Annotated in this window: 21 protein-coding genes; 15 read left to right on the top strand and 6 right to left on the bottom strand. The window is 70.8% G+C overall.

Features of this window, described 5'->3' with window-relative positions; translation table 11 throughout:
* Positions 1 to 116: 116 nt before the first annotated feature.
* Positions 117 to 1,739, bottom strand: a complete 1,623-nt coding sequence (murJ, locus tag AC3RKB_RS05550; protein WP_491435007.1) for a murein biosynthesis integral membrane protein MurJ — start codon at positions 1,737 to 1,739, stop codon at positions 117 to 119.
* Entirely contained in the window at positions 1,732 to 3,957 is a 2,226-nt protein-coding gene (locus AC3RKB_RS05545) for a DUF6049 family protein (RefSeq protein WP_491435006.1), read from the bottom strand. Before AC3RKB_RS05545 ends, murJ begins: the two co-directional genes overlap by 8 nt.
* A gap of 103 nt (positions 3,958 to 4,060) precedes the next feature.
* Here AC3RKB_RS05545 and AC3RKB_RS05540 point away from each other — a divergent pair, with 103 nt between their 5' ends.
* The 7 genes from AC3RKB_RS05540 (at position 4,061) to dnaB (ending at position 10,762) form a co-directional block, all read left to right on the top strand.
* A complete protein-coding gene (locus AC3RKB_RS05540) occupies positions 4,061 to 5,506 on the top strand; it encodes a CCA tRNA nucleotidyltransferase (RefSeq protein ID WP_491435005.1) in 1,446 nt (481 codons plus the stop codon).
* Between the two features lie 356 nt (positions 5,507 to 5,862).
* On the top strand, positions 5,863 to 6,864 hold the full coding sequence (locus tag AC3RKB_RS05535) for a hypothetical protein (RefSeq protein WP_491435004.1): 1,002 nt from the start codon (positions 5,863 to 5,865) through the stop codon (positions 6,862 to 6,864).
* A gap of 308 nt (positions 6,865 to 7,172) precedes the next feature.
* Positions 7,173 to 7,565, top strand: coding sequence for a 30S ribosomal protein S6 (rpsF, locus tag AC3RKB_RS05530; protein WP_491435003.1), 393 nt, complete (start codon positions 7,173 to 7,175; stop codon positions 7,563 to 7,565).
* A gap of 5 nt (positions 7,566 to 7,570) precedes the next feature.
* Entirely contained in the window at positions 7,571 to 8,089 is a 519-nt protein-coding gene (locus AC3RKB_RS05525; protein ID WP_491435002.1) for a single-stranded DNA-binding protein, read from the top strand.
* A gap of 78 nt (positions 8,090 to 8,167) precedes the next feature.
* Positions 8,168 to 8,428 carry a 30S ribosomal protein S18 gene (rpsR, locus tag AC3RKB_RS05520; protein ID WP_067947514.1) on the top strand — a complete coding sequence of 87 codons (261 nt, stop codon included), beginning with the start codon at positions 8,168 to 8,170 and terminating at the stop codon, positions 8,426 to 8,428.
* An 11-nt stretch (positions 8,429 to 8,439) separates the two neighbouring features.
* The gene (rplI, locus tag AC3RKB_RS05515; RefSeq protein ID WP_491435001.1) at positions 8,440 to 8,892 is read left to right on the top strand and encodes a 50S ribosomal protein L9; all 453 of its coding nucleotides are present in this window, start codon (positions 8,440 to 8,442) and stop codon (positions 8,890 to 8,892) included.
* A gap of 496 nt (positions 8,893 to 9,388) precedes the next feature.
* Positions 9,389 to 10,762, top strand: a complete 1,374-nt coding sequence (gene dnaB, locus AC3RKB_RS05510) for a replicative DNA helicase (protein ID WP_491435000.1) — start codon at positions 9,389 to 9,391, stop codon at positions 10,760 to 10,762.
* Between the two features lie 92 nt (positions 10,763 to 10,854).
* On the opposite strand, the gene AC3RKB_RS05505 is transcribed toward dnaB, so the two are convergent.
* Entirely contained in the window at positions 10,855 to 11,226 is a 372-nt protein-coding gene (locus AC3RKB_RS05505; protein ID WP_491434999.1) for a hypothetical protein, read from the bottom strand.
* A gap of 126 nt (positions 11,227 to 11,352) precedes the next feature.
* Here AC3RKB_RS05505 and AC3RKB_RS05500 point away from each other — a divergent pair, with 126 nt between their 5' ends.
* Entirely contained in the window at positions 11,353 to 12,522 is a 1,170-nt protein-coding gene (locus AC3RKB_RS05500) for an aminotransferase class I/II-fold pyridoxal phosphate-dependent enzyme (protein ID WP_491434998.1), read from the top strand.
* A gap of 172 nt (positions 12,523 to 12,694) precedes the next feature.
* Positions 12,695 to 14,656 (top strand): FAD-dependent monooxygenase, encoded by a 1,962-nt coding sequence (locus tag AC3RKB_RS05495; protein WP_491434996.1) that lies wholly within the window; start codon positions 12,695 to 12,697, stop codon positions 14,654 to 14,656.
* A 48-nt stretch (positions 14,657 to 14,704) separates the two neighbouring features.
* Here AC3RKB_RS05495 and AC3RKB_RS05490 read toward each other — a convergent pair whose 3' ends face one another.
* Positions 14,705 to 15,421: an IclR family transcriptional regulator gene (locus tag AC3RKB_RS05490; RefSeq protein WP_491434995.1), complete on the bottom strand. Its 717-nt coding sequence runs from the start codon at positions 15,419 to 15,421 to the stop codon at positions 14,705 to 14,707.
* A gap of 115 nt (positions 15,422 to 15,536) precedes the next feature.
* On the opposite strand from AC3RKB_RS05490, the gene AC3RKB_RS05485 reads away from it, so the two are divergent.
* From AC3RKB_RS05485 to AC3RKB_RS05460, 6 genes are all read left to right on the top strand, one after another.
* Entirely contained in the window at positions 15,537 to 16,733 is a 1,197-nt protein-coding gene (locus AC3RKB_RS05485) for an adenylate/guanylate cyclase domain-containing protein (RefSeq protein WP_491434994.1), read from the top strand.
* A gap of 208 nt (positions 16,734 to 16,941) precedes the next feature.
* Complete coding sequence (locus AC3RKB_RS05480) at positions 16,942 to 17,970, top strand: ScyD/ScyE family protein (RefSeq protein WP_491434993.1); 1,029 nt, start codon at positions 16,942 to 16,944, stop codon at positions 17,968 to 17,970.
* A 248-nt stretch (positions 17,971 to 18,218) separates the two neighbouring features.
* Entirely contained in the window at positions 18,219 to 19,778 is a 1,560-nt protein-coding gene (locus tag AC3RKB_RS05475) for a Re/Si-specific NAD(P)(+) transhydrogenase subunit alpha (RefSeq protein ID WP_491434992.1), read from the top strand.
* Between the two features lie 42 nt (positions 19,779 to 19,820).
* A complete protein-coding gene (gene pntB, locus AC3RKB_RS05470) occupies positions 19,821 to 21,233 on the top strand; it encodes a Re/Si-specific NAD(P)(+) transhydrogenase subunit beta (protein ID WP_491434991.1) in 1,413 nt (470 codons plus the stop codon).
* Positions 21,234 to 21,370: 137 nt separating this feature from the next.
* Complete coding sequence (locus AC3RKB_RS05465) at positions 21,371 to 21,976, top strand: DUF308 domain-containing protein (RefSeq protein ID WP_491434990.1); 606 nt, start codon at positions 21,371 to 21,373, stop codon at positions 21,974 to 21,976.
* Complete coding sequence (locus AC3RKB_RS05460; RefSeq protein ID WP_491434989.1) at positions 21,973 to 22,248, top strand: ABC transporter ATP-binding protein; 276 nt, start codon at positions 21,973 to 21,975, stop codon at positions 22,246 to 22,248. The genes AC3RKB_RS05465 and AC3RKB_RS05460 overlap by 4 nt, the downstream gene beginning before the upstream one ends.
* Positions 22,249 to 22,288: 40 nt before the next feature.
* Here AC3RKB_RS05460 and purB read toward each other — a convergent pair whose 3' ends face one another.
* Positions 22,289 to 23,674: an adenylosuccinate lyase gene (gene purB / locus AC3RKB_RS05455; protein WP_491434988.1), complete on the bottom strand. Its 1,386-nt coding sequence runs from the start codon at positions 23,672 to 23,674 to the stop codon at positions 22,289 to 22,291.
* Positions 23,671 to 24,198, bottom strand: coding sequence for a low molecular weight protein-tyrosine-phosphatase (locus tag AC3RKB_RS05450; RefSeq protein ID WP_491434987.1), 528 nt, complete (start codon positions 24,196 to 24,198; stop codon positions 23,671 to 23,673). The genes purB and AC3RKB_RS05450 overlap by 4 nt, the downstream gene beginning before the upstream one ends.
* Positions 24,199 to 24,267: the final 69 nt, after the last annotated feature.

The following is a 24,267-nucleotide window of genomic DNA, read 5'->3' as shown; positions in this document are numbered from 1 at the left end:
ACATGGTGAACACAGTCTAGGCGGGGGGTATTCCGCGTGACCTCCCGCTCACGGGCGGGTCACAGGCGAGCAAGTTGCGGTGACGGATGACGCCGCCGCGGCGACATCCGCTCGCCTCACCGCCGTCGCAGCCGCGCGAGCACCGGAGCGGCGAAGCCCCGCAGCTCGGGCGAACGCAGCAGCCAGAGGATGGCGCCGTAGAGCGTCGCCATGACGGTGCCGGCGATCGCCATGACGGCGATCGCACTCCAGCGATCGGCGATCGCGAAGCCACCGTCGCGGAACGCGCCGAACGCCCACACGATCGCGAGCCCCGCGGCCACGGGGACGATCACGGCGAGGAGGTCGCGTCCGAGGCTGCCGAGCACGCGCCGGCCGTCGAGCGTGCCGAGCTTCGGACGGAGCAGCACCACCGCCAGGCCCAGCTGTACCGTGCCCGCGATCGTCGTCGACAGCGCCACGCCCACTGCGATCCACTCGACCGGAAGCAGCAGGCACGTGAGCGCCGCGCCTGTGAAGACGATCACCTGCACCAGCGTGAACATGAACGGCGTGCGCGTGTCGCCCAGTGCGTAGAACGTGCGCTGCACCACGAAGAGGACGCTGAAGCCGACGAGCCCGATCGCGAACGCGATGATCACGTTGCCGAGCGCCGACGTGTTGGCGAGGTTGCCGGGCTGGAACACCGCCGCGAACGGGTACGCCACGACGACGAGCACCGCCGAGGCGAGCATCAGGATGAGGCCGACGCCGCGGACCGCGCCGGACAGGTCGGCACGCACGCGATCGAACGCGCCGTCGCGCGCGTGCTCGCTCATCCGCGTGAAGTAGGCGGTCGCGATCGACACCGTGATGACCGAGTGCGGCAGCATGAAGACCAGCCACGCGTTCTCGATCGCGGCGATCGACGCACCTTCGCCCGAGGCGTTGCTCACGACCCGGGTCTGCACGATGCCGGCGAACGTCGTGAGCAGGAGCATCCCGAACGTCCAGCCGGCCATGCGGCCGGCCGAGCGCAGCCCGACGCCGCGCCACGCGAAGTCGGGCCGGTACCGGAGGCCGATGCGCCGCCAGAACCAGAACAGCACGAGGGCCTGCGCCGCGATGCCGAGGGTCGCCGAGCCGGCGAGCAGGGCGATCATGCCCGGCGACCATTCGTCGGCGGAGCGCGTGCCGTCGGGGTCGAACCCGAAGAGCACGCCGAACACGACGAGCCCGATGAGCGCGACGACGTTGTTGAGCACCGGCACCCACGTGAACGGGCCGAAGCTGCGGCGGGCGTTGAGCACCTCGCCGAGCAGCGTGTAGAGGCCGTAGAAGAAGATCTGGGGCAGGCACCAGAACGCGAAGGCGGTGGCGAGTGCGAGCGTGTCGGCGGGGAAGCCGCCGCCGTAGATCCACGCGAGCAGCGGTGCGAGCGCGGTCGCCACCACGGTCGCCGCACCGATCACGACCAGGGCGAGCGTCACGAGCTTGTTGATGTACGCGCTGCCGCCGTCCTCGTGCGCGGCCGCGCGCACGATCTGCGGCACCAGGACCGCGCTGAGCACGCCGCCCGCGACGATCACGTACACCGTGTTCGGCAGGCCGTTCGCGACCGCGAACGCGTCGGCGCTGGCCGAGCCGACGACGCCGATCGTCGCCGCGAGCACGATCGCCTTCAGGAACCCGAGGATGCGCGAGACGATCGTGCCCGAGGCGAGGAACAGGCTCGCCCGGGCGATGCGGTCGTCACCCATGCGGTCGCCCCTCCGGCGCGGCCGGCTCGGATGGCGCGGGCGTCTCGGGCGCGTCCGTCGGCTCGGTCGTCTCGGGCGTCGCCGCCTCGGTCGCCTCGGTCGCGTCGGCCGCCTCAGTCGTCGCCGCCTGCGCGCGGGCGCGACGCCGACGCCGGAACGCCCGCAGCACGCCGACCGCGAACACCACGACGACGATGCCGGCGATGACCGCGGCGCCCACGCCCTCCCAGTCGGCCTGCACGTTCGCCGGCACGCGCACGCTCGTGCCGATCTGCGTGCCCTCGGGCGAGCTGAGCGAGACGACCAGCGTCACCTCGCCGCTGCCGACGCCGGCCGCGACGGGCACGCCGATCGTGCTGCGGCTCTCGGCTTCGACCGTGGCCTCGACGGAGTCCTCGACGATGAGCCGGCCGTTCGACGGCGCGACCTCGACCACCACGTCGACCGGGTACGGCAGGTCGTTCTGGACGGTGATGGGAATGCCGGTCTCGGTGGCGACCACCAGCACGCTGCTGCTCGGCACGATCGAGACCGAGTTGGTGAGGGCGCGCTGTTCGACGAGCCACTCGCCGACGGCTTCGGTCCACGGCTCGGGCTGGTCGAGCCATCCGACATCCAGCAGCGCGAGGAGGTCGCGTCGCGTCGGTCCGGTGAGGACGGCGGGGTCGGCGAGCACCTCGGAGAAGGCGTCGACGGACTGCTCGGCCCGCAGCAGGCGTTCCACGTTCTCGAGCCGTTGGGGGTCCTCGGGCGTCGAGACGAGCGTTCGCGTCGCGGGCGGTGCACCGACGGCCTCCGCGAGCGTGGCGGGTCGCGCCCACTGCCCGTCCGCGAGCGCCGCGAGCGTCGCCGCGACCCGGTCGGCGTCGAGCCCGGCCGATCGGGCGAACGAGCCGAACAGCGTGATCGTGTCGTCACCGCCGACGAGGGCGAGCTCGGCGAGCAGGCGCGCGGTCGCGCTGCGCCAGGCGTTGTCGGATGTCGCCTCCGCCGCCGCACGGAGCGCCTCGGTGACGCGCGCGTCCGCGACCACCGCGGCCCGGCCGTCGATCGTCGCGCGGGCGTTCACGGGTTCGTCGACGGCCTCGACGTTGCCGGCTGAGAGGATCGCGGTCGTGAGACCGCCGGCCGCGAAGCCGTCGAGGTCGCCGGTCGCGACCGTGTCGTCGGCGGGCCAGGCGATGTCGGTTCGCGTGAAGTCCCAGTCGAGCAGGTCGGACGTGTCGGGGAGCTCGCCGGGCGCCGCGGTCGCACCCTCCTCGCCATCGGTCGCGCCCGCGAAGTCCGCGGGGTCGACGGCGTCGTCGAACCCGATCGGCTCGAGCGGTTCCTCGACGCCCACCTGGACCTGCGCGGCGAGGTCGGCATCGGCGTACGCGAGCGGGAACACCTCGTTCGGCATGAGCGCGAGCTCGCCGAGCCAGGCGACCGCGCTCTCCGGAGCGGCGCTGCCCAGCACGCGGATCGACGCGGGGATGCGGGGGTCGATGCCGACGGCGACGGACGTGCCCGCGACCGCCTCGAGCTGGCGGGTGAGGAGTCCCGTCGGACCGGTCCACGATTCCAGGCGGTCCGCCGGGATCAGGCCTGTCGACTGCGGGGGGACGGTGAGCGGGTATGCGAGGGCCAGGCCGGCCGGCGCCGCGACCGGCACGCGCGAGTTCATCACGACCGTCGTCGCGGACGAGACGGGCTGCCCGTCGACCTCGAGTTCGGCGGTGAGGCCGATCACCGGGTCGGTCGCATCGGTCGCCTCGGCCGGGATGGCGAAGGTCAGCGCCGTCGCGGCGCCCGCCGCCAGCGAGGCGGTCGCGCGCTCCCCCACCACTTCGGCGTCAGCTGTCGGCGCACCGCCGTCGGGGTCGTCCTCGGAGGTCGTCCACTCGTCCACCGCAGCGCGGTCGTCGAGCGTGTCGACGGCGACGCCGAGGCGTAGCGTGCCCGCCCGGATCGCGGCATCCGTGCCGTTGACGATCTCGATGACGACGTCGGCGGGCTCGCCCGCGGCGATCGCGGTGCCGGCGGCGGGCGCGACGCTCAGCCGCACGCCCTCGACTCCGTCCGCGGTCTCGGCTGCCGCGGCCGCTGCGTTCGCCGGGCCGGCGAGCGGGACGGCGATGCCCGCGAGCCCGAGCCCGAGCGCGGCGCACGTGGCCCCGGCGACCGAGAGGGAGAGGAGTCGGCGGACACGTCGAAGGAGGGTCGACTCGGCCGGCATGGAGGCGATTCTACGGCGTGCGCTCGGAGAGCCCGCAGCGTTCGCACGCGCCATCCGGCCGCTCGGGCACGGCCCGCCCGCGGCCCTTGCCTAACATGGAGCAATGCAGAGTGTCGCGGAGGCCCTCGACCGGCTCAGTGGTCTGGCGGCCTCGCCGACGGTCGCGACGCTCGCCGACGCGTTCGAGGCGGCCGGATTCGAGCTGTCGCTCGTGGGCGGGCCGGTGCGCGATGCGTTCCTCGGTCGCGGCACCAACGACCTCGACTTCACGACGGATGCCACGCCCGACGAGATCCTCGCGGTCGTGAAGCCGATCGCCGAGACGCACTGGGACATCGGCCGCGCGTTCGGCACGATCGGCGCGCTCGTGCACGGCCACACGGTCGAGATCACGACCTACCGCGCCGACGTGTACGACGGCACCTCCCGCAAGCCCGAGGTCGCATTCGGCACCTCGCTCGTCGACGACCTCGAGCGACGCGACTTCACGGTCAACGCGCTCGCACTGAGGCTGCCGCGCCTCGAGCTCGTCGACCCGTCCGGCGGCGTCGACGACCTCATCGCCGGCGTGCTGCGCACCCCGGCCGCACCCGAGGTCTCCTTCGGCGACGACCCCCTGCGCATGATGCGCGCCGCCCGGTTCGCGTCGCAGCTCGGGTTCGAGGTCGAGGCCGGCACCGTCGCCGCGATGTCGGCGCTCGCGCCCGAGATCGACCGCATCTCGGCCGAGCGCGTGCGCGACGAGCTGTCGAAGCTGCTGATCACGGCGGCGCCGCGCCGTGGCATCCGGCTGCTCGTCGACAGCGGCATCGCCGCTCGAGTGCTGCCCGAGGTGCCCGCGCTCATGCTCGAGATCGACGAGCACCACCACCACAAGGACGTGTACGAGCACTCGCTGACCGTGCTCGACCAGGCGATCGACTACGAGGTCGCCCGCGGCAACCTCGACTCGCCCGATCTGGTGGTGCGGCTCGCGGCGCTGCTCCACGACATCGGCAAGCCCGCGACGCGGCGCCTCGAGCCGGGCGGCGCGGTGTCGTTCCACCACCACGACATGGTCGGCGCGAAGCTCGCCCGCAAGCGCCTGCGCGCGCTGCGCTTCGACAACGACACGATCAACGCGGTCTCGCGGCTGATCGAGCTGCACCTGCGCTTCTTCGGCTACACGGATGCCTCGTGGTCCGACTCGGCCGTGCGCCGATACGTGCGCGACGCCGGCGACCAGCTCGAGCGGCTGCACATCCTCACCCGAGCAGATGTCACGACCCGCAACCGCCGCAAGGCCGACCGGCTCGGCTTCGCCTACGACGACCTCGAGGAGCGCATCGCGCAGCTCGCCGAGGAGGAGGAGCTCGCCGCGGTGCGCCCCGAGCTCGACGGACAGCAGATCATGGCGGCGCTCGGCGTGCGGCCGGGCCCCGTGGTCGGCGAGGCGTACAAGTTCCTGCTCGACGTGCGCCTCGACGAGGGCCCGATCGGGCCGGATGCCGCGCGCGAGCGCCTGCTCGCCTGGTGGGCCGCACGCGGCGCCGACGCCCCCGGCACCTGACCCTCCGCCGCCGCCGCCGCCGCCGCCCGGCCGCCCCCATGCTTCGCCGAGCGCGTGTACATCCGACGAGCGCGCGGGCGGATGCAATTGCGCTCGTCGGTTCTGCACGCGCTCGCGGATACCTGGCCGGGCGTGGACTCATCCTCCCCAGGTTTCGGGTACTGGGCGCGCACACCGAGGGCGTGTACTTCCGACGAGTGCGGGTGCGGATGCAATTGCGCTCGTCGGATGTACACGCGCTCGCGGACCCTGAACGGACATGGACTCGTCCTCCACAGGTCGCCGGACGAGGATGTGGGCACTGCGGGGCGACCGGGTGCGCACCGGGCGAACGATCGAGGCGAGAGCATCGGCGGATGGTGACATCCGGGATGCCTCAGCTCATGCTGACTTCGGCCGAGCGGCTCTCGCCGGCCGGCGATCGTTGGATGCAGCGGGCCGTGGAGGCGGGTCGATTGGTGCGCGTTCGAGCCGGACACCATGTCGATGCCGCGGAGTGGGAGGCCGCCGACCACGACCAGCGCGCACTACTCCGCGTCGCGGCCGGCGTCCGCACCCGTCGCCAGGACGTGGTGCTCTCGCACGAGTCGGCGGCGCTGGTCCTCGGCATCCCGATCATCGGTCCTCGTCCCGACGCCGTGCACCTCGTCTCGCCGACCGGGTCGGCGCCGCGCAACGAGCGGGGCGTGGTGTGGCACCGCGAGCGACTCCGCGACGGCGATGTCATCGAACACGGCGGATTCATGCTCACGAGCCCGGAGCGGACCATGTTCGACCTCGTGCGCACGCGACTCTTCGTCTCTGCGGTCACCGGACTCGACGCCGCACTCGCCGGGCGCTACGTGCCTCCGCCTGTGCGGTTCGATGGCGACCGGTTCGTCGAGTGCGAGCCCGCGAGCCCGGCGGCGCTCGTTCGCGCCGCGCTGGCCGCTCGACTGGACGAGGCGAGGGGCGCCCGTGGCATCCGGATGGCGCGACGCGTCGCCGAGTTCGCGGACCCCGCATCCGCGTCGCCCGGAGAGTCGCTCAGCCGGGCGCAGATCCACATGCTCGGCTTCCCGGCGCCGGAGCTGCAGGTGCCGTTCGTGCGCCGCGACGGCGGGGTGGACATCACCGACTTCCTCTGGAGGGACTTCGCGATCGCGGGCGAGTTCGACGGCTTCGTCAAGTACCACCGCGAGGAGTACCTGGACGGCAGGACGCCCGAGGAGGTCGTGTGGCTCGAGAAGGAGCGCGAGCGGCGGCTCCGCCGCGATCACGGGCTCGAGGTGAGCCGGTGGGTCTGGGATGACGCCCGCAATCCGCATCTGCTCAAGGCCGAGCTGATCGCGGCCGGCCTCCCGGTCGTGCGCCGCTGATGGGCGAGCCCTCGCGTCCCTCATTCACGAGGAATCCTGATTCGACGAGCGCGTGTACTTCCGTCGAGCGCAATTGCATCCGCGCGCGCCCTCGCCGGAAGTACACGCGCTCGGCGAACGGGCGGGCGGGGCGGGGGGCCGTGGGCGGGAGGGGCGGCGGAGCCGCGGATGTGCGCGCGGAGGTGACATCCGTTATGCTCTGAAGGTTGCCCGTGCGCCGCATTCGCGGCCTCCTCGGGTCGACGCATGTACACCCTCCTGTCACAGACCGTCTGTGACCGCCTGAGTCCGAAGGAGGTGGGTCTGTCATGCACCAGTACGAGCTGATGGTCATCCTCGATCCGTCGATCGACGAGCGCACCGTTGCTCCGAGCCTCGACAAGTTCCTCAACGTCATCCGCAACGATGGCGGCACCGTCGACACCGTCGACATCTGGGGCAAGCGTCGTCTGGCCTACGAGATCGACAAGAAGTCCGAGGGCATCTACGCCGTCGTGAACTTCACCGCCGAGTCGAAGACCACCAACGAGCTCGACCGCCAGCTGAACCTCAGCGAGGCCGTCATGCGCACGAAGGTCCTCCGCGCCGAGGAGGCCGTCGCCCGCGCCGAGAAGCTCCAGGCCGCCGAGGCGAAGAAGGCCGCCAAGAAGGCGACCGCTTCCGCCAACAAGGCCGCCGCCGCCGCCAAGAAGGACGCCTAGTCCCCATGGCCGGCGAGACCATCATCACCGTGGTGGGCAACCTCACTGCCGATCCCGAGCTGCGCTACACGCAGAACGGGCTCGCGGTCGCGAACTTCACGATCGCGTCCACGCCCCGCACGTTCGACCGTCAGGCGAACGAGTGGAAGGACGGCGAGGCCCTCTTCCTGCGCGCGAGCGTCTGGCGTGAATTCGCCGAGCACGTGGCGGGTTCGCTCACCAAGGGTTCCCGGGTCATCGCTTCCGGGCGTCTCAAGCAGCGTTCCTACGAGACGAAGGAAGGCGAGAAGCGCACCACCATCGAGCTCGAGGTCGACGAGATCGGCCCGAGCCTGCGCTACGCCACCGCGTCCGTGACGCGCGCCCAGTCCAACCGCGGTGCGGTCGGCGGCGGCTCGTTCGGGGGCGGCAGCAGCAGCCAGTCCGATGACGCGTGGGCGCCCAGCGCCCCCGCGCAGTCCTCGGGCGGCGGTGACGTCTGGAACACTCCGGGCACCAACTACGGCGACGAGACGCCCTTCTAATACCCACGACCGGTTTCGGGACGCGGACGGCTCCGCCATCCGCTCCTCGACCCGCGAGTACACATCAAAGGATCAGTAATGGCTGGAAAGAGCAGCGGCGACCGCCGCAAGCCTCGCGGCGGCAAGGGCGCGAAGAACGCCGCCCCCGCGAAGTCCGTCAAGGTCGGCGTCATCGACTACAAGGATGTCGCGACCCTTCGCAAGTTCATCTCGGAGCGCGGCAAGATCCGCGCCCGTCGCATCACCGGTGTCTCCGTGCAGGAGCAGCGCCTCATCGCCCGCGCCGTGAAGAACGCGCGCGAGATGGCCCTCCTGCCCTACTCGGGCTCCGGCCGCTAAGGAGCACGGAAATGGCAAAGGTTATCCTCACGCACGAGGTCTCGGGTCTCGGCGCCGCCGGCGACGTGGTCGAGGTCAAGAACGGCTACGCCCGCAACTACCTCGTCCCCCAGGGCTTCGCAACGCCGTGGACCCGCGGCGGCCAGAAGCAGGTCGACCAGATCAAGGCCGCTCGCGCCGCGCGCGAGCTGCACTCGATCGAGGACGCGCAGGCGCTCAAGGCCAAGCTCGAGTCGGGCAAGGTCAAGCTGGCCGTCAAGGCCGGCCTCGGCGGTCGCCTCTTCGGCTCGGTGAAGACGGCGGATGTCGCGGCTGCGGTCGCCGACGCCGGTCTCGGCCAGGTCGACAAGCGCAAGATCGAGATCCCCACGCCGATCAAGTCGGTCGGCGATCACGAGGCGACGGTCAAGCTCCGTGACGACGTCACGGCGACGATCACCCTCCAGGTGGTCGCGGCGAAGTAGTCGCACGCGCATTTCGCAACGCGGCGGCGGGCTCCGGCTCGCCGCCGCGTCGGCGTGTGACGGGCGTGTTTCGGACGGCACGCTTACACCCGCGGAACGGTCGCGCACAAGTCCACACTTTGGGGTGCTGTCCTCATGTTCGTCCACAGGTGGACAACCGCCTGACGTGGAAACGGAAGAAAGTTTTCCCCCACAGGTGTGGAAACGTTTAGTACCTGATCAAGCGTGAATTCAGACCGTGTGATTCACACGATTTCCACAGTTCTCCACAGGCGCTGTGCACACGTTCCACGGTGTTTCGCGCAGACTGTCCACAAAGTTATCCACAGGCTGGCTTGTGCCCCGAACAGCCCTTCCCTAGGGTGAGTCAGCGTCCCCCGAACCGTTCCGCGAGCGGGCTTCGGAGCAGCCGGATCGGGGGAGATGTCGGGGGGGTCCGGGAGTATCTGGACCAAGGGCGACGAGTGGCGCCCAGCAGCGAATCGGAGGTCAGCAGTTGTCGATCGCGCACATCGGTTTCGCCGATCCCGTCGACGACCCCGACGCCCGCCGAGGCGAGCGCACTCCCCCGCACGACCTGCTCGCCGAGCAGAGTGCGCTGGGCGGCATGATGCTCTCGAAGGACGCGGTCGCCGACGTCATCGAGACGCTGCGCGGTGTCGACTTCTACGTGCCCAAGCACGAGGTCGTGTTCAACGCCATCCTCGCGCTCTACTCGCACGGTGAGCCCACCGACGTCATCGCCGTCACCGATGAACTCACCAAGTCTGGCGAGCTGCAGCGTGCGGGCGGTGTCGAGTACCTCCACACGCTGACGAGCATCGTGCCAACGGCGGCGAATGCCGGCTACTACGCGGCGATCGTCGCCGAGCGCGCCCTCCTCCGCCGGCTCGTCGAGGCCGGCACGCGCATCGTGCAGATGGGCTATGCCGGCGAGGGCGAGGTCGTCGAGCTCGTCAACAACGCCCAGGCCGAGATCTACTCGGTGACCGGTTCGGTCGAGAGCGAGGACTACGTCCCCCTCACCGACGCCATCGGCACCGCGATCGACGAGATCGAGGCCGCGAAGCACACCGACGGCAAGATGACCGGCGTGCCGACCGGCTTCGCCGACCTCGACGACCTCACGAACGGCTTCCACCCGGGGCAGATGATCATCGTCGCTGCGCGTCCTGCGATGGGAAAATCGACGCTCGCGCTCGACTTCGCGCGGTCCGCGGCGATCACGAATGACCTGCCCACGATCTTCTTCTCGCTCGAGATGGGGCGCAGCGAGATCGCGATGCGCCTGCTCTCCGCCGAGGCATCCGTGCCACTTCAGAACATGAGGAAGGGCACCGTCGACACGCGCGACTGGACGACGATCGCGTCGACCCGCGGGCGCATCAACGACGCGCCGCTGTACATCGACGACTCGCCGAACATGACGCTCGTCGAGATCCGGGCGAAGTGCCGGCGGCTCAAGCAGCGCGTGGGCCTGAAGATGGTCGTGATCGACTACCTGCAGCTCATGACGAGCGGCAAGCGCGTCGAGAGCCGCCAGCAGGAGGTGTCGGAGTTCTCGCGGGCCCTGAAGCTCCTCGCGAAGGAGCTCCAGGTGCCGGTGCTCGCGCTCTCGCAGCTGAACCGAGGCCCCGAGCAGCGTGCCGACAAGATGCCGGCGCTCTCCGACCTGCGCGAGTCGGGCTCGATCGAGCAGGATGCCGACATGGTGATCCTGCTCCACCGCGAATCGGCCTACGAGCGCGACAGCCCTCGCGCCGGCGAGGCCGACCTCATCGTGGCCAAGCACCGCAACGGCCCGACCCGCACCGTGACGGTGGCGTTCCACGGGCACTTCTCGCGGTTCGCCGACATGGTGCAGGTGTAGCCGGGCTGCGCCCACCGCGTGCGGCCCGTCTCCAACGGGCCCGCACGCTTCGCGCTCCAGCGAGCCGGCGTGGGCGTGGCGTGGATATCGGTTCAGCGCATGCCGCGGAACCGTGCGGCGCCGACGATCAGCGCGAGCGCGCCGCCGATCGCCGACACGAGCGGCACCGCCGCCACCGCGAGGGCGATCGTGTTCGGCCGGAAGCGCAGCCCGTCGGGTCCGTTGATGTAGGCCCCGATCGGCACCGAGAAGCCCCCGCCGCCCCCGCCGCTGCCTTCACCGTGTCCGGCGATCGACTTGCCGGCGTCGGGCATGTCGCCTGAGCCCTCGCCGGCGCCGAAGCCGAACACGACGAACGCGACGGGCACGGCCTCCTGCCCGCCGACCGTGGTCTTCTCGCCGTACGCCACCTTCGCGCCCCACGAGGGCACCGATTCCGCCAGGTTCTCGATGAGCTTCGCCATGGTTCGACGGTACGCGCGTTCGTCGTGTGCGACCAGAGCAGGCGGGTGAACTCCGATTGACGCAGGCGACCGCGCTTGGGATGCTGGCACCGACCCGTGACGCAGCGCAGCCGAGAGGCGGTCGACATGGTCCTGTCCACACGTGCGATGGACGCGAAGCGGTCCATCGCGATCGTCACCTCGTCCTTCGCGAGCATGCAGGATGTCGCGAGCGACCCGGACGCGATGGACTTCACGTTCGGCAATCCGCACGAGATGGCGCTGCCGGGGCTCGTCGACGCCATGCGCGCGCAGCTCGAGCCGAGGTCGGTGGACTGGTACGCCTACAAGTCCAGTGAGCGCGCCGCGCAGGAGGCGGTGGCCGCAGGGCTCCACAGCGAGCTCGGGCTCGACTTCGAGCCCGAGGACATCGCCATGACGCAGGGGGCGTTCGGCGCCATCCAGCTCGCGTTGGCGATGCTGGCCGATGCGGGCGACGAGGTCGTCATCCCGAACCCCGGATGGTTCTGCTACGCACCCATGCTCCACGCGGCGAACCTGGTTCCGGTGGCGGCGCCGCTCGCCCCGGTGGACTTCGACCTCGACGTCGACGAGATCGCGCGTGCCATCTCGCCGCGCACGCGGGTCGTGATCGTCAACTCCCCGGCGAACCCGACCGGCAGGGTGTATCCGAAGGAGACGTGGGATGCCCTCGCGACGGTCCTCGACGAGGCATCCCGCCGGCACGGTCGTCGCATCTGGCTGGTCTCGGACGAGCCGTACCGCCGCATCCGCTTCGACGGCATCGGGTTCGCCAGCCCGGCCGGCTCCTACCCGTGGACCGTGATCGACTACAGCTATGGCAAGATCCTTCTCGCGCCAGGCCAGCGCCTGGGGTACCTGGCGATCTCCCCGCTCCTGGAGCCCGCCGAACGCTCGGCACTGCGCGAGGCGTGCATGCCGCTACAGCTCGCGATCGGCTGGGGGTTCCCCGACGCGCTGATGCAATACTCGGTGCCGGCGCTGGAGGGGGTCTCGATCGACCTCGCCGAGCTCACCCGCAAGCGTGACCGGATGTACGGCGCGCTCCGAGATGCCGGGTACGCGCTGACCAGGCCCGAGGGCACGTTCTACCTCTGGGGCCGGGCGCCGGGCGGGGATGCTGCGGCGTTCTGCGCCGGGCTCGCCGAGCGCGGCGTCCACCTCATGCCCGGCACGCTGTTCGACCAGCCGGCGCACTTCCGCATCTCGCTGACCGCGACGATGGCCACGATCGAGCGGGCCCTGCCGGTGCTCGAGGCGGCGGCCTCCGCGTAGTCCCGTTCTCCATCTCCACCCCGTGCCGTGGCTCTCGGCACGGGGTGTCCGGCGACCCGGCTTGTGCGGCGGCGCATCGAGGCTTACCATGTGTTCGCGCGATAGTTGAATACGCAATTCGATTATCGAACACACAGCCCCCTTCACCACACAACGACGTGAGGAGCACCACGTGCAGTTCCACCACCACGGCTACGTGTCCGGCGATCCCCGGGTGAAGCCCGCTGCCGGCGTCGGCATCGACCGCCCCGAGGAACTGCCCGACGAGATCGACGTGCTCGTCGTCGGCTCTGGCCCGGCCGGCATGCTGCTCGGTGCGCAGCTCTCGCAGTACCCCGATGTCGTCACCCGCGTCATCGAGCGCCGTGACGGGCGACTCGTGCTCGGCCAGGCCGACGGCATCCAGCCGCGCAGCGTCGAGACGTTCCAGGCGTTCGGGTTCGCCGAACGGATCATCGCCGAGGCCTACAACATCGGCTACATGAACTTCTGGGGCCCCGACCCGGCCGACCCGACGAAGATCATCCGGACCTCCCGCACCGAGGACTACGGATTCAAGATCAGCGAGTTCCCCCACCTCATCGTCAACCAGGCGCGCGTGCTCGACTACTTCGCCGAAGCCGCGGCCAACGGGCCGGGGCGGATCGTGCCCGACTACGGCGTCGAGTTCGCCGGACTCACCGTGCATGACGAGGACTCCGAATCCGCGGGCGAGTACCCCGTCGAGGTGCGCGTGCGCTACACCGCCGGCGAGCGCGAAGGCGAGGAGCGCACCGTCCGCGCCAAGTACGTCGTGGGCAGCGACGGCGCTCGCAGCGGAGTCCGCGAGGCGATCGGCCGCAAGCACCTCGGAGGCATCTCGGCGCACGCGTGGGGCGTCATGGACGTGGTCGTGAACACCGACTTCCCCGACTGGCGCACGAAGTGCGCGATCAACTCCGCCGCGGGCAACATCCTGCACATCCCCCGCGAGGGCGGGTACCTCTCCCGCATGTACATCGACCTCGGCGAGGTGGCCGACGACGACCACCACGAGGTGCGCAAGACGCCGATCGAGACGATCATCGCCAAAGCGAACGACATCCTGAACCCGTACACGATCGACGTGCGCAACGTCGCCTGGTTCAGCGTCTACGAGGTCGGTCATCGGGTCACCGACCACTTCGACGACCGCGAAGAGGGGGCGGATGCCGCTCCGCGGGTGTTCCTCACCGGTGACGCGTGCCACACGCACAGCGCGAAGGCCGGGCAGGGCATGAACGTCTCGATGCAGGACGGGTTCAACCTGGGGTGGAAGCTCGGCTCGGTCGTCACCGGCCGGGCACCCGCCGACCTGCTCGCGACCTACTCGTCGGAACGGCAGCCGGTCGCGCAGCAACTGATCGACTTCGACCGCGAATGGTCCTCGCTCATGGCGCGCAAGCCGGAGGAGATCTCGGACCCGCAGGAACTGGCCAAGCACTACCTCGGCACCGCCGAGTTCCCGTCGGGGTTCATGACGCACTACGGCCCGTCGATGATCACCGGCGACGCGGCGCACCAGGCGCTCGCCACCGGATTCCCGATCGGCATGCGCTTCAAATCGTCGCCGGTGTCGCTCGTGTGCGACGGGAACGTCGTGCACCTGGGCCACCACGCGAAGGCCGATGGACGGTGGCGGATCTACGCGTTCGCCGACGCGCCCGCTGCCGGCGAGGCATCCGCCCTCGCGGACTGGGCCGAGTGGATGTCGTCGCCCGACGCCCCGCTGACGCGGTACACGCCGTACGGGGTCGACGTCGACGCCGTGTTCGACGTCAAGGTGATCTACCAGCAGCCGCACGAGGGCGTCGACATCATGGCCGTGCCGGAGGTGTTCCGGCCGAGGACCGGGCCGTTCGCGCTCATGGACTGGGAGAAGGTGTTCGCGGCCGGGCCGAGCGCGTGGTGCCCCACCGACATCTTCGACGAGCGGGGCATCTCGCGCGACGGCGCCGTCGTCGTGGTGCGTCCCGACCAGTACGTCGCCCACATCCTGCCCCTGTCGGCGACCGCCGACCTCGCGGCGTTCTTCGAGCAGCACCTGCTGCCGCAGCGGGCGACGGCGGATGCCTCGGCCGACGCGGCCGTCGAGGGCGATCTCGTCAGCCACTGAGCGCGTGCCCGGCCGCGAGCGGTCGCCCCGGCGCCGCTCGCGGCGCGCTCAGGCCCCGTAGCTGCGGGACACCGCGCGCGCCGCGGCGGTGAGCCGCGCGGCGATCTCGGCCTCGGGCCGCGGCATCGAGACGTGGATCACCGCGATGGCCGCGGGCGGCTGCCCCGGCAGGATGAGCGGCACGGCGACCGACCGCAGCGACGGCACGACCTCGTCGTGGCTCAGCGCGTAGCCGCGAGATCGGCTCTCGGCGATCTCGGCGCGCAGCGCCTCGGGCACCTGGGCCGGCCACGAGCTCTCGGGCATGGCGAGCAGGATCGCCTTGCCGGGGCCGCCGCGCGTGATCGGGTGGCGATGCCCCGGGCGGTACGAGACCACCGTCATCGTCTGGCGCGGCGCCGCGCTGAGGAGGGTGACCGCCTCCTCGTTGTCGGCGAGCACCGCGATGAGGCAGGTCATGCCGAGCTCGTTCGCGACCTCGGTGAGTTCGGGGAGCGCGACCTGCTGCAGGTCGCGCGCCACGCCCGCGGCGAGGGCGGCGAGTCCGGTCCCGAGGGCGAGCCGACCTGCCGCGTCGCGCGTGACGAGCGTGTGCTCCTCGAGTGTGCGGACGAGCCGGTAGGCGACCGAACGATGCACGCCGAGCGCGGCGGCGACCTCGTCGATCGTGAGGTTGCGGTCGGCGTCGGCGAGGACCTCGAGCACGCGGATGCCGCGGCTGAGCGTCTGCGATCCTGCCGGTGCGGTCGGCTTCGCTGCCTCCACTGCGGTCCTCCGTCACCTCGTCGGCCCGAGCGGATGGCCACGGGCACACGGTCGATAGTAGAACGCGATGCACGGAATCCGAACAGCCGCCGGCGTCGCGAGTAGGCTGACGCACGTGAGCTGGTTCTCACGAGACGAAGCGGCCGAGCGCGCCGGCGTCGACGTGTCCTACGTCGATCGCCTGGTGCGACTCGGCATCATCGCTCCCGACGAGCCGGGCCGATTCTCCCCGGGCGACGTGCGCCGCATGATGCTGGCGCAGTCGCTGGAGGACGCCGCGATCCCGCTCGAACGCCTTTCCGCCGCCATCGAGCGCGGCGCGATCTCGCTCGGGTTCTTCGACACGGAGGCGTACGAGCGATTCGCCCCCCTCGGCGGCGAGACGTTCCAGCAGGTCAGCGATCGCACCGGGGTGCCCCTCGACCTCCTGATGACCGTTCGGGAGGCGATCGGATCCCCGCCGCCGGCGCCCGACGACCTGATGCGGGAGGACGAGATGGCCGTCGTGCCGTTCCTCGACCTGCAGGTCGCCGCGGGGTTCCGGCCCGCGTCGATCGAGCGCCTCCTCCGCGTCCATGGCGAGAGCACGCGCCGGATGGCCGAGGCCGAGGGAGCCTGGTGGAACTCCGAGGTGATCGAGCCGGGCATCGCCGCCGGAAAGGGAACCGACGAGATCGGCAACCCCGAGTTCGCTGCCCGAAGCACCCCGCTCGCGGAGCAGGCGTTGCTCGGCCTGTACCACGCGCAGCAGGCGCGGGCGTGGACTTCCAACATCATCGAGGGCTTCGAGGTGCTCATGGCGAGGGCCGGCATCCACAGTCACCTCGATCGACCGCCGGCGATCTGCTTCTTCGACATCACGGGCTACACGCGGCTCACCCAGGAACGCGGCGACGAGGCCGCCGCCGACCTGGCCGCGACGCTTGCGCGACTCGTGCAGCGCGGATCGGTGCGCCACGGCGGCAAGCCCATCAAGTGGCTTGGCGACGGCGTGATGTTCCACTTCCGGGAGCCGGGCCCTGCAGTGCGAGCCGGGCTCGAGATGGTGGACGAGTTGACGACCGCCGGGCTGCCGCCCGCGCACGTCGGGCTGCACACTGGACCGGTGCTGTACCAGCAGGGCGACTACTTCGGGCAGACCGTGAACCTCGCGTCCCGCATCGCCGACTACGCGCGACCCGGCGAGGTGCTCGTCACCCAGGCGGTCGCCGACGCGGGCGGAGAGCAGGGCATCGTCTTCCGCGACGTCGGCCCCGCGGAGCTCAAGGGCGTGTCCGAGTCGATGCAACTCTTCCGGGCCGAGTTCGCCTGAGGTCGCTGCACCGCCAGGTCGGCTCGCGCGTCGCGGATCGAACCCATTCACAGGTGAGGATTCCTTGACGTTCGTCGATACTGGGAGCAATCTGGTCGGGTGCTGCCTCGATGGCAGACCATGCAGGATCGGCCCGGGTGGTGCAGCGAGTTCGGATCGCGAAGGCGATGCGGCTCACGTCTCAGATCACGCCCGGGGGGAGCATGACATGGGTACCAGACGAGCGGCGATCCTCGCCGCGATCACGGCGATGGCGCTGGGGCCGGCATTCCTGCCGGCGACCGCGAACGCGACTCCGCCCGGCGACGCGCCCGAGCCGGTCGCGGAGGTGCTCGCGACCGGGCTCACCGGCCCGATCGGCAGCACCATCGGCCCCGATGGCGCACTGTACGTGGCCGATCGGGCGGGCGGCGAAGTCGTCCGGATCGACACGAGCACGGGCGCATCGACGACGTTCGCGAGCGGCCTGCCGGTCACCGCGCCGGGTGGGGTCTTCGACGTCGCCTTCATCGGCGAGACCGCGTACGCGCTCATCAGCGTCGTCGGGCCCGACGTCGGGGGCAGCGACCTCGGCGGCATCTACCGCATCGACGACGTGGACGACACGACCCTCATCGCCGACACGGCGACCTGGTCGATCGACAATCCACCCGACGCCGACTACTTCCTGGCCGGCGGGGTTCAGTATGCTTTCGTGCCGTACGACGATGGGTTCCTCGTCGCGGACGGCCACCACAACCGCATCCTGTTCGCCGAGCTGAGCGGTGCGATCACCGAGGTCGTGCAGTACGGCAACGTCGTGCCGACCGGCATGCAGGTCTCCGGCAGCAAGGTGTACATCGCCGAGCTCGGGCCGATCCCGCACGATCCGGCGACGGGCCGGGTCGTCGTGCTCGATCCGAGGCATCCGTCGACGCGCGAGGTGGCCACCGGGTACAGCATGATCGTCGACGTCGAGGCGGCGGCGTGCGGGTACTACGCGCTCTCGCAGGGCGACTCGCCCGGCGACGTCGAGCCGGGCACGCCGGGGCTTCCCGACAGCGGCGAGCTCCTGCGGATCAACGGCGACGGCACGTTCTCGGTCATCCTCGAGGAGCTCGACCGGCCGACCTCGCTGTCGTTCATCGGCGACACTGCGTTCATCGTGACCCTCGGCGGCGACGTGCTGGTGGTCGACGACGTCGCGCCGGACCGGCACGGGATGTGGGGCGGCTGCGGGCCGAAGGGCCAGGGCTGACCCGACCTGGGCGATCGGGGACCGGGGCGCATCGACCGCGCCCCGGTCCTTTCGCCGGGCGAAAGAACCGCCGGAGTTTCGCGCCGATCACGGTGTAATGATGGAGGAACGTGCGCGGCGGGACGTATCGTGATCGAGCAGCAGTGCCGCGCGCCCGGCTCCCCCGCCGGACGGCATCCCGCACGGACCCATCCCGAGATGCCGCGTCGCATCGACGAGCATGGTCGCCGCGACGAGAAGGAGAGCGAATGACGCGCATCGGCGTCGTCACCGAGCAGGGCTCGGAGACCCGGGTCGCCGCCACGCCGGCGACCGTGAAGCAGTTGGTCGGCCTCGGGTACGAGGTCGTGGTCGAGGCGGGTGCAGGCGCGAAGTCGTCGTTCCCGGATGGCGAGTACACCGCGGCCGGCGCGGGCATCGTGCCACGCGACGAGGCGTGGGCGAGCGCCATCCTGCTCAAGGTCAATGCCCCGGCGCCCGACGAGATCGCGCTGCTCCGGCCCGGGACCACGGTGGTCGCGCTGCTCAGCCCGGCGCTGCGGCCCGACCTGCTCGAGGCGCTCGCCGCGCGCGGCGTGACGGCGCTCGCGCTCGACGCGGTGCCGCGCATCTCGCGCGCGCAGTCGATGGACGTGCTGAGCTCGATGGCGAACATCTCGGGGTATCGCGCGGTCGTCGAGGCGGCGCACGAGTTCGGCCGGTTCTTCACGGGCCAGGTGACGGCGGCGGGCAAGGTGCCGCCGGCGAAGGTGCTCGTGGCCGGCGCCGGCGTGGCGGGCCTCGCGGCCATCGGCGCGGCGTCGAGCCTGGGCGCGATCGTGCGGGCCACCGACCCGCGGCCCGAGGTCGCCGACCAGGTCAAGTCGATCGGCGGCGAGTACCTGAAGGTCGAGGTCGAGGTCGAGCAGTCGACCGATGGGTACGCGAAGGCGACGAGCGAGGCGTACGACCGGCGCGCCGCCGAGATCTACTCCGAGCAGGCGGCCGACGTCGACATCATCATCACGACCGCGCTGATCCCGGGGCGTGCCGCGCCGCGGCTGATCACGGCGGCGGATGTCGCGTCGATGAAGCCGGGCAGCGTGATCGTCGACATGGCGGCCGGTCAGGGCGGCAACGTCGAGGGCTCGGTCGCGGGCGAGCGCATCGTGACCCCGAACGGCGTGATCATCCTCGGCTACACCGACCTCGCGTCGCGGCTGCCCGCGCAGGCGTCGCAACTGTACGGCACGAACCTCGTGAACCTGGTCAAGCTGCTCACGCCCGGCAAGGACGGGCAGCTGGCGATCGACTTCGACGACATCGTGCAGCGCTCGGTCACCGTCGTGCGCGACGGCGAGATCACGTGGCCGCCACCCCCCGTGCAGGTCTCGGCGGCTCCGGCGGCGAAGGCCGCAGCGGATGGCGCGGCCGCGCCATCCGTCGCCCGGGCACCCAAGCGCGGGCTCACGAGGACCGGCCGTATCGGGCTGATCGCGGCCGGCATCGTCGCACTCTTCTTCGTCAACGCCGTCGCGCCCGACCCTCTGCCGCAGCACTTCACGGTGCTCGCGCTCTCGGTCGTGGTCGGGTTCTACGTGATCGGCAAGGTCGCGCACGCGCTGCACACGCCGCTGATGAGCGTGACCAACGCGATCTCGGGCATCATCATCGTCGGCGCCATCCTGCAGGTCACGAGCGACGTGCCGGTCGTGCAGGTGCTCTCGGCGATCGCGATCCTGATCGCCAGCATCAACATCTTCGGCGGGTTCGCGGTCACCAGGCGCATGCTCGGCATGTTCGCCAAGGGCGACCGGACGACGAGCTGACCGCGACCCGACGACGTTCGTCCCCACTGAGGAGCCCCCAGAGTGCCTGAATCCCTGACCCCCGAATCCATCGCGGGCGCCGCGTACCTCGTCGCAGCCCTGCTGTTCATCCTGAGCCTCGCCGGCCTGAGCAAGCACGAGTCGGCCCGAGCCGGCGTGACGTACGGCATGATCGGCATGGCGATCGCGCTGGCCGCGACGATCTGGCTGACCTTCACCGACGCGTGGGGCGAGCCGTCCACCACCGTCGGCCTGATCCTGCTCGCCGTCACGATGCTCATCGGCGCCGCGATCGGCCTCTGGCGGGCGCGCGTCGTGCAGATGACCGGCATGCCCGAGCTCATCGCGCTCCTGCACAGCTTCGTCGGACTCGCGGCCGTGCTGGTCGGCTGGAACGGCGCCCTCGCCGAACCCCACCTCGAGGGCGCGCTGCTCGACATCCACCACGCCGAGGTCTTCATCGGCGTCTTCATCGGCGCGGTGACGTTCACCGGCTCGATCGTGGCGTTCCTCAAGCTGTCGGCGCGGATGAAGTCGGCGCCGCTCGTGCTGCCCGGCAAGAACGCGCTCAACCTCGGCGCGCTCGTCGCGTTCGTCGGCCTGACCGTCTGGTACGTGATCACGCCCGAGCTGTGGCTGCTGGTCCTGGTGACCGCGCTGGCGCTGGCCCTCGGATGGCACCTCGTCGCCTCGATCGGCGGCGGCGACATGCCCGTGGTCGTGTCGATGCTCAACAGCTACTCCGGATGGGCCGCGGCCGCCGCCGGCTTCCTGCTGAACAACGACCTGCTCATCGTGACCGGCGCGCTCGTGGGCTCGTCCGGTGCGTACCTGTCGTACATCATGTGCCGGGCCATGAACCGGTCGTTCATCTCCGTCATCGCCGGCGGGTTCGGCATCGAGGCGCCGAAGAAGGGTGACGAGGAGGTCGGCGAGCACCGCGAGATCCAGGCCGAGGATGCCGCGGAGATGCTCGTGAACGCCTCGAGCGTGATCATCACCCCCGGCTACGGCATGGCCGTCGCGCAGGCGCAGTACCCCGTCGCCGAGCTGACCTCAAAGCTGCGCGAACGCGGCATCGACGTGCGCTTCGGCATCCACCCCGTCGCCGGACGCCTGCCCGGGCACATGAACGTGCTGCTCGCAGAGGCGAAGGTGCCCTACGACATCGTCGAGGAGATGGACGAGATCAACGACGACCTCGCCTCGACGTCGGTCGTGCTCGTCATCGGCGCGAACGACACCGTGAACCCGGCCGCCGCCGAGGACCCAGGCAGCCCGATCGCCGGCATGCCCGTGCTGCGGGTCTGGGAGGCCGACAACGTCATCGTGTTCAAGCGGTCCATGGCGAGCGGCTACGCGGGCGTCGCGAACCCGCTGTTCTATCGCGACAACGCGCAGATGCTGTTCGGAGACGCGAAGGAGCGCGTGGAGGACATCCTGAAGGCGCTCTGACCTGATGAGTCGGTGACGGATGGCGCGGCTCGCGTCGCGCCATCCGTCACCTCTCGCACATGAGGCGGCGGCTCCCGGCGAACCCCCGGGGACGCGACACGTAGGATTGGATCGTTCCCCAGTCGAAAGAGGTCGCCGTGGCCGATGCCCGCGATGCCGCCCCGGAACGCGCCGCCGCCTGGCTCGTCCCGGTCGTGCGCGGCACCCTCGCGCTGGTGCCGTCGGCGGTGATCACGTTCTCGCAGGATCACTCCCCCGCGCTCGGCCTGACCGTGTTCGGCGCCTGGGCCGTCGCGTCCGGCGTGATCGTCGGCGCGCTGTCGTCGCGGCTCGTCGCCGACCGCCTCGCGCGATGGATCTTCGTCGCGAGCGGCGTGCTCACGGCCGCGGCCGGCTTCACCGCGCTCGGCCTCCGCGACACCGCACCGAACGGTGTCGGCGCCTTCACGTTCACCGTGGCAGTGTGGGCGGCGGTCACCGGCATCCTCGAGCTCGTCGTCGGCCTGCGCTCGCGCGGCCGGATCGCCGCCGCGCGCGACTGGATCACCGCGGGCGCGCTGACCGCGCTGCTCGCCCTCGTGTTCGTCCTCTTCCCGCTCGATCCCGTCACCGCGGTCGGCCTCCTCGGTGCGTACTTCGTGGTGCTCGGCGTGCTGCTGCTGATCGGCGGGTTCTCGCAGAAGTGGGCCGTGGCCGGACCGGTGGGCACCGGCGACGCGGCATCCGGATCGGAGCGATCGTGACCCAGTCCCCCGGCGGCTTCCGCCCCGACCGCCGCGACGTGCTGCGGCCCGTCGAGTTCGTCGGCGGTGCCGCGATCGCGGCCGTCTTCACGGCGATCATCGTGCTGATGTCGACGCGGGACTGGACCCTCACGCTGATCACCGCGGGCGGCACCTTCATCGTGGTGCTCATGGTGCTCGCGCTGCTCGCCATGACGATCAAGCCCAACCCGCGCGAGCACGGCGACGGCACGGGCGGCGACCCGGCGCGCAAGGACCCGTCCGGGCACTGACCCGCCCGCTCGCCTCGCGGCGTGATTCGGGATCTGCGGGTTACGCGTCGAGGCGGTCGACGAGCTCGTCGGCGAGGCCGACGTACGTTGCCGGCGTCAGGGCGAGCAGGCGCTGCTTCGCGGCATCCGTGATCTCGAGGCCCTGGACGAACTCCGCGAGCTCGGCCGCGCCGACGCGCTTGCCGCGCGTGAGCTCCTTCAGCAGCGCGTAGGGGTCGGCGATCGTCGAGTCGCCGGCGGCGACCTCGGCCCGGATGAGCGTCTGGATCGCCTCGCCGAGCACCTCCCAGTTGCCGTCGAGGTCGGCGAGCAGCAGCGCGCGGTCGAGGTCGATCTCGCCGAGGCCGCGCAGGATGTTGTCGAGCGCGAGGACCGAGTGGCCGAAGCCGACGCCGATGTTGCGCTGCGAGCTCGAGTCGGTGAGGTCGCGCTGCATCCGCGAGGTCACGAGTGTCGCGGCGAGCGAGTCGAGCACCGCCGACGACAACTCGAGGTTGGCCTCGGCGTTCTCGAAGCGGATCGGGTTGACCTTGTGCGGCATCGTCGATGACCCCGTGGCACCGGCGGCGGGGATCTGCCGGAAGTAGCCGAGCGAGATGTACGTCCAGATGTCGGTCGCGAGGTTGTGCAGCACTCGGTTGGCGTGCGAGATGCGCCCGTAGAGCTCGGCCTGCCAGTCGTGCGACTCGATCTGCGTGGTGAGCGGGTTCCAGGCAAGACCGAGCGAGGTCACGAACTCCTCGGATACCGTCGGCCACGCGACATCCGGTGCCGCGACCACGTGCGCCGAGAAGGTGCCGGTCGCGCCCGAGAACTTGCCGAGGTACTCGGTCGCCTCGACCTGCGCAGCGATGCGCTGCAGGCGGTGGGCGAACACCGCGAGCTCCTTGCCCATCGTGGTCGGCGTCGCGGGCTGGCCGTGCGTGCGCGAGAGCATGGGCGCGTCGCGGTGTTCGCGCGCGAGCTCGGCGAGCTTCGCGATGACGGCGCGGTACTTCGGCAGCCAGACCTCGGCGACCGCGTCGCGCACGGTGACCGCGTAGGAGAGGTTGTTGATGTCCTCGCTGGTGCACGCGAAGTGCGTGAGCTCGGCGAGGTGCGAGAGGCGCAGCTCGTCGAGCTTGCCGCGCACGTAGTACTCGACGGCCTTCACGTCGTGGCGGGTGGTCGCCTCGAAGCGGGCGAGCTCGTCGATGTCGGCCTGGCCGAAGTCGGCGACGACCGCGCGCAGCGCCTGCTTCTCGGTGTCGGCCAGCGGGCTCGTGCCGAAGAACCCGCGGTCGGTCTGGGCGATGAGCCACTCGACCTCGACGTGGACGCGCGCCCGATTCAGCCCCGCCTCGGACAGATGCTCGCCGAGCTCGCCGACCGCGGCGCGGTACCGGCCGTCGAGGGGGCTGAGCGGCTGGGGAGGCAGCGAAGTCATCGGAGTCCTTGTCTGAGAGCGGGAGCGAGTTGCCGGAACAGCGCCGACGTCGACCGCTCTATCATCCCAAGAACCCGATCGAAGGTCGCATCGTCGCTGTAGTAGGGGTCGGGCACGTCCTGCAGCGGCGACAGCTCGGGGTCGAACTCGAGCAGCAGCCGCACCTTGTGCTCGTCGTACGCGTTGCGCGCCCAGTTGCGCAGCACGCGCGACTGGCCGCGGTCGAACGCGACGACGAGGTCGAGCCGAGGGAAGTCCTCGGGGTCGAACTGACGGGCACGATGACGCGTGCCGTCGTAGCCGGCACGGGCGAGCGCGTCGATGGTTCGCGCGTCGGCCCGCTCGCCGACGTGCCAGTCGCCCGTCGCGGCCGATTCGATCGAGATCCGCTCCTCGAGCCCGGCGCGCTCGGCGAGTTCGCGCAGCACCACCTCAGCCATGGGCGACCGGCAGATGTTCCCGGTGCACACGAACGAGACACGGAATCGCTGCGCGGCATCCCCCCCGGGTTCCGCTCGCGTCATGGCACCTATTGTGGACGAGTCCGGCGGGTTCGGAACAGACCGGGATCGGATCGGGGTACCCCGTTTCGG

The organism is Agromyces capsici (assembly GCF_058349965.1).
Note: the sequence above shows the minus strand (reverse complement) of the source record. Positions and strands in the feature narration are given on the sequence as shown.